This is a genomic window from Haemophilus parahaemolyticus, from assembly GCF_018373095.1.
Taxonomy (GTDB): domain Bacteria; phylum Pseudomonadota; class Gammaproteobacteria; order Enterobacterales; family Pasteurellaceae; genus Haemophilus_A; species Haemophilus_A parahaemolyticus_A.
Genome location: NZ_JAHAHT010000100.1, coordinates 1 through 6,474 on the forward strand (window position 1 = coordinate 1; position 6,474 = coordinate 6,474).

The following is a 6,474-nucleotide window of genomic DNA, read 5'->3' on the forward strand; positions in this document are numbered from 1 at the left end:
TACACTTAATTTTATTACCGCTCACGATGGTTTTACGCTTAAAGATTTAGTGAGTTACAACCAAAAACATAATGAAGCGAACGGCGAAGAAAATCACGACGGCAGAAACGAAAACTACAGCTACAACCAAGGCATAGAGGGTTCGACTGAAAATCTTGCTGAGCCACAAAAAAGTGCGGTGGAAAATAACCGCACTTTTGCACAAAGTGGATTATTAATAAGTTTATTACTTGCCAATGGCACGCCAATGTTGTTGGCTGGCGATGAATTCGGTAATACCCAATATGGTAATAACAATGCCTATTGCCAAGATAACGAAATTACTTGGCTTAAATGGGCAAATTTTAACGAAGAATTATTTGAACTGACCAAGCAAACGATTGCACTCCGCAAAAAAATGGGCAGTTTAAACCGAGATCAATGGTGGTCGGCTGAGAATGTGCAATGGCTTAACATTGCAGGCGAACCGATGACAGTTGAAGATTGGCAAAATCAACAAACCAAAGCATTACAGATAGTTTTAGATAATCGTTGGCTTTTGTTGATTAACGCCAAAGCCGAAGGTCAGGTGTTTCACTTGCCTAATGGGAAATGGAAGCCCCAAATCGGCACACATAATGTAACCCTTGAAGCACAACAAGCCGAACTTCGTTCAATGGGCTTTTGTATGCTGAATGACGAATAACAATAAGACTATGGAGATCCGTATGAAATCTGGCGACCTTAACAAATATGATTTAGTTAAAAACACTTTGGTGCTTGTTCTCGCAGGTGGACGTGGTTCACGTTTACACGAATTGACAGATAAACGTGCAAAACCAGCGCTTTATTTTGGTGGTAATCGTCGCATTATCGATTTTGCACTTTCTAATTGTATTAACTCAGGTTTAAACCGAATTGGCGTAGTAACCCAATATGCGGCACACTCCTTGCTTCGTCATTTGCAAACAGGCTGGTCTTTTTTGCCACAAGAGAGAGGGGAATTTGTCGATATGCTGCCTGCTCGCCAACAAATCGATGATTCCACTTGGTATCGTGGCACTGCCGATGCGGTGTATCAAAATATGGCTATTATTAAAAATCACTATCGCCCGAAATATATTTTGATCTTAGCAGGCGACCATATTTACAAACAAGATTACAGTGTGATGTTAATGGATCACGTCAATAGTGGGGCGAAATGTACCGTTGGTTGCATTGAAGTGCCACGTTCTGAGGCTCACGAATTTGGTGTGATGGCTGTAAACGAAAACTTGAAAGTGAAAGCCTTTGTGGAAAAACCGAAAGATCCGCCAGCCATGGTGGGCAAACCTGATGTTTCGCTCGCCTCAATGGGAATTTATGTATTTGATGCGGATTATCTTTACAAAATGCTTGAGCAGGAAGTGAATACCCCGCAAACTAGCCACGATTTCGGTAAAGATGTGTTACCAAAATGTTTAGAAGAAGGTACGCTTTATGCTCACCCATTCAGCCGTTCTTGTATGGGACGCAACACCGAGGGCGAAATTTACTGGCGTGATGTAGGTACACTTGATAGTTTTTGGCAATCCAATATCGATTTAGTCTCTGAAAATCCACAATTAGATATTTATGACCAAAGCTGGCCAATTCGTGGTAATCCTATTCAGGCTTATCCATCAAAATTTTTCTACAAACACTCCAATGTGCATCCTGTAGATAACTCACTTATCGGCGGCGGTTGTGTGATTACCGATGCTTCGATCAGCAATTCTGTGTTATTCGACCACATTAAAATTGATGCATTTTCAAAAGTAGATCACTGCGTGGTGCTACCACAAGTTAAAATCGGTAAAAATTGCGTGTTGAAAAATTGTATTATTGATCGTGAATGTGAAATTCCTGATGGTATGCAAATTGGTGTGGATATAGAAGAAGATAAAAAACGCTTCCGTATTAGCTCAACAGGTAAAGTGATTCTTGTGACCTCGAAAATGTTAAAGAAACTTGAGGGACACGAGATTGGCGAGGAAGGGCATTTAGATTAGTTAGGAAAAGTGCGGTCAAAATTAACCGCTCTTTCTAAAACCCCTCTTTAGCAAAGAGGGGTAGGGGAGATTTGGCAGAAGTGAAATCAACCTCATAAGAATTTCAAACATCGTAATCAAATCTCCCCCAGCCCCTCTTTTCTAAAGAGGGGGGCTGATCGAGCGTTATTCATATTTATAGGGAAAATAAAAAACTCAATGAAAATCTTACACGTTTGCTCGGAACTCTATCCGCTCTTAAAAACAGGCGGGCTTGCCGATGTTTTAGGGGCATTACCCCAAGCACAGAACCAAATAGGGCTAGATGCCCGCGTTTTATTGCCTGCTTATCCTGCAATTACAGCAGGCATTCCGAATACCCAAGTGGTTGCCGAATTTGATAACTTCGCTGGGCACGTGGTGTTGCGTTATGGAGAATATAATGGTGTCGGGATCTATTTAATTGACGCACCGCACTTATATGGTCGCGAGGGCAATCCTTATCACGATGCCTATTACAATGACTACGGCGACAACTACAAACGTTTTGCCTTGCTCGGTTGGGTGGGCGCAGAATTAGCCACTGGTTTAGACAGCTGGTGGCGAGCAGAAGTGGTACACGCTCACGATTGGCACGCAGGCTTATGTGCAGCGTATCTATTCAACAAAGGTCGCCCTGCGAAATCGGTGTTCACTATTCATAACTTGGCGTATCAAGGGCAGTTTTCTTATCATCATTTATACGAAATTGGTTTGCCTGCGGGAATGTTTAATGTGGACGGTTTGGAGTTATTCGGACAAATTTCTTATTTAAAATCAGGCTTGTTCTATTCTGATGCAAGCACGGCTGTTAGCCCAACTTATGCAGAAGAAATCACGACACCAGAATTTGCCTATGGTTTACAAGGCTTACTTTCTGGCTTAAAAGCTCAAGGTCGTTTGGTGGGGATATTAAACGGCGTGGACGAAAATATTTGGCATCCGAACATGGATCAATACATTCCGCACCATTACAAGCTGAAATATATGGCAGGCAAAAAGAAAAATAAAGCCGAATTGCAAGCGTATTTCAATTTGCCACAAGATGAATCAGCCTTGGCATTTGTGATGGTCACCCGTTTAACCGAACAAAAAGGCGTGGATTTATTGATTGAAAGTGCGGATGAAATTGTTAAACAAAGCGGGCAGTTGATGATTTTAGGTTCAGGTGCACCTCACTTGGAACAAGGTATTCGTGAGCTTGCTGAACGTTATCCGCAAAATATTGCGGTAAAAATCGGCTACGATGAAGCCCTTTCGCATTTAATGGTGGCAGGTGGCGATGTGATTTTAGTGCCAAGCCGTTTTGAGCCTTGTGGCTTAACCCAACTTTATGGTTTGCAATATGGCACACTGCCACTCGTTCGTAAAACGGGTGGTTTGGCGGATACGGTGGTGGATAGTACCTCAGAAAGTATTAAAGCTCGCACCGCAACAGGTTTTGTGTTTGAACAGGCAACGGCAGATGATTTACGCCGCACCCTTCAGCACGCATTTTCAATTTGGAAGAAACCAAGAGCTTGGTCAATGATACGCACGGACGCAATGGAACAAGACTTCAGCTGGCGTAAAGCTGCAGAGCAATATAGAACGCTTTATGAACGCTTGTAGTTTTATTCGTAAACTTTCTTAACAATCACACCGCTTGTGAAAGAATCTTTTGCAAGCGGTGTGATTGGGCTTGTTTTTTACAAAGATAAGCATAAAATTCGAACTACTTTTGTAGGCTGTGTAAACAACATTCACGCACGCAAAGAGCGGTCAAATTTTGATTGATTTTTGCAAATTCACACACCCTACGTTAATCATTTCTTAGCATTCTAATAGAGGTTTTACCTATGATAATGGATAACTTTGATTCTCCATTCCAATATAATCGTCCTGAAATGACCGTTGAAGCGATTAAAAAATCAATCGTTTACAAACTCATTTTCTTAATCGGTCGCTCTCCACGTGAAGCGAGCCAACGCGATTGGCTCAATGCAACTCTCCACGCTGTGCGTGACTTAGTAACAGAGGGTTGGATCACGACTGCTCGCCAAACTCGGGCAGAAGATTCTCGCCGTGTTTACTACCTTTCAATGGAATTTTTAATCGGACGTACGCTATCTAATGCAATGATTGCAGAAGGCATTTATGGATTAGCACAGGAAGCACTTTCTGAATTAAATGTGGATTTAGAAGAAGTTTTAGAAAAAGAAGTAGATCCAGGCTTGGGTAATGGCGGTTTAGGTCGTTTAGCTGCTTGCTTTATGGATTCTATCGCAACACTTGGTTTACCAGGTATGGGCTATGGTATTCGTTATGAATATGGTATGTTCCGCCAAAAAATCGAAAATGGTCAGCAAGTAGAACGCCCAGATGCGTGGCTTGAAAAAGGGGCACCTTGGGAATTTATTCGTCCCTCTAAACGCTTTACCGTAGAATTTGGTGGAAACATTCATTTCGAAGGCAAAAAATGTATTTGGCAAGATACCGAAAAAGTGACCGCACTTGCTTACGACCAAATGATTCCAGGTTATCAAAATAATTCTGCAGCAACATTACGTTTATGGTCGGCACACGCAGGGGAAGTGTTTAACCTTGCCGACTTCAACCGTGGCGAACATTTAGCCGCATTAGAAGAACACTCCGCAAATAAAAACTTATCACGCGTGCTTTACCCTGATGATTCTACGTGGAATGGTCGCGAATTGCGTTTACGTCAAGAGTATTTCTTAGTCTCTGCATCACTTCAAGATATTTTACGCCGTCACAAACGCACCCACGATGGCCTTGAAAACTTGGCAGATAAAGTGGCGATCCACCTAAACGATACTCACCCAGCGTTAGCGATTCCTGAATTAATGCGTATTTTAGTGGACGATGAAGGTTTTGAATGGAAAAAAGCGTGGGAGATGACGCGTAACATTTTCTCTTACACCTGCCATACTTTAATGTCCGAAGCGTTAGAAACTTGGCCAGTGGAAATGATGGCGAAAATCTTACCGCGTCATTTACAGATGATTTTTGAAATCAATGATCATTTCTTAGAGTATGTTCGTTCTTACGTAACTACGGACAACGATTTTATCCGTCGTGTTTCTCTTATCGAAGAAGGCTACCAACGCAAAGTGCGTATGGGATGGCTATCCGTTGTAGGTTCACACAAAATCAACGGGGTCGCAGAAATTCATTCTGATTTAATGGTAACTTCAACCTTTGCCGATTTCGCTCGTATTTTCCCAGAACGCTTTACCAACGTAACAAACGGTATCACACCGCGTCGTTGGTTAGCCGTGGCGAATCCACAATTAGCCGCATTGTTTGATAAATATATCGGCTCAGAATGGCGTTGCGATTTAAGCCAAATTGAAAAACTCAAACCGTTCGCACAAGAAAAAGCATTTAAAGAGGCTGTCGCTGACATTAAATTTGCTAATAAAGTGAAATTAGCGGAATACGTAAAACGCGAGTTAGGGGTAGAGCTTGATCCGCACGCTTTATTTGACGTGCAAGTAAAACGTATTCACGAATACAAACGCCAAATGTTGAACGTGTTGCATATTATCGCTCGCTACAATGAAATGCTTGCCAACCCTGAAAAAGATTGGCAACCGCGTGTCTTTATCTTGGCGGGTAAAGCAGCTTCAGCTTATTATGCGGCAAAACAAACCATTCATTTAATCAATGATGTGGCGAATGTAATCAACAATGATGAACGTTTGAAAGGTCGCTTGAAAGTAGTGTTTATTCCAAATTACAGCGTGAGCCTTGCACAGCTTATCATCCCAGCAGCGGATATTTCAGAGCAAATCTCACTTGCAGGCACAGAGGCTTCTGGCACTAGTAATATGAAGTTTGCCCTAAACGGTGCATTAACACTCGGTACGCTTGACGGTGCGAACGTAGAGATCTTGGAAAACGTGGGTGAAGATAACATCTTTATTTTCGGTAACACTGTGGAGCAAGTTGAGCAACTTCGTCGCGACGGTTATCGATCATTTGAATACTATCAAAATGATGCTCAATTACGCACCGTCGTGGATCAAATTATTGAAGGTAAATTCTCACCAGAAGATCCTCAACGTTATCATCAACTATTACAAGGCTTGCAATACCACGATTATTATCAAGCGTTCGCTGATTTCCGTAGTTATGTAGAAACTCAAAAAGCCGTAGATGAAAAATATAAACAACGCGATCAATGGATTGAAAGCACCATTCAAAATATCGTGAATATGGGCTTCTTCTCATCTGACCGCACGATTAAAGAGTACGCAGAGAGAATTTGGAAAGTTGAAGCAGTTAAATTTGACTAAATAAAAAAACCTCGCAATCGAAATGATCTGCACCCTAAAAGTTGGATTAAACAACCAACTCACTAAGGTGCAGATTTTTTATGACTAAATATAATCAACTTTTCAAACAACAAGTCGTGAATTTCTATTTCGAACATCACGGAAAC

Annotated in this window: 3 protein-coding genes and 1 pseudogene; all 4 read left to right on the forward strand. The window is 41.7% G+C overall.

Going from position 1 to position 6,474, the window contains the following annotated elements:
* A pseudogene (locus KH943_RS08625) lies at positions 1 to 685 on the forward strand (glycogen debranching protein GlgX); the annotation flags it as partial.
* A 22-nt stretch (positions 686 to 707) separates the two neighbouring features.
* A complete protein-coding gene (gene glgC / locus KH943_RS08630) occupies positions 708 to 2,009 on the forward strand; it encodes a glucose-1-phosphate adenylyltransferase (protein WP_053466276.1) in 1,302 nt (433 codons plus the stop codon).
* Between the two features lie 198 nt (positions 2,010 to 2,207).
* Positions 2,208 to 3,638: a glycogen synthase GlgA gene (glgA, locus tag KH943_RS08635; RefSeq protein WP_304110031.1), complete on the forward strand. Its 1,431-nt coding sequence runs from the start codon at positions 2,208 to 2,210 to the stop codon at positions 3,636 to 3,638.
* Positions 3,639 to 3,865: 227 nt separating this feature from the next.
* Positions 3,866 to 6,328 (forward strand): glycogen/starch/alpha-glucan phosphorylase, encoded by a 2,463-nt coding sequence (locus KH943_RS08640; RefSeq protein WP_304110034.1) that lies wholly within the window; start codon positions 3,866 to 3,868, stop codon positions 6,326 to 6,328.
* The last annotated feature ends 146 nt before the right edge of the window (positions 6,329 to 6,474 follow it).

Bases quoted from the DNA above. Each gene is read 5' to 3' on its own strand.
- glgC (WP_053466276.1), top strand. From the start codon at position 708: ATGAAATCTGGCGACCTTAACAAATATGATTTAGTTAAAAACACTTTG.
- glgA (WP_304110031.1), top strand. From the start codon at position 2,208: ATGAAAATCTTACACGTTTGCTCGGAACTCTATCCGCTCTTAAAAACA.
- KH943_RS08640 (WP_304110034.1), top strand. From the start codon at position 3,866: ATGATAATGGATAACTTTGATTCTCCATTCCAATATAATCGTCCTGAA.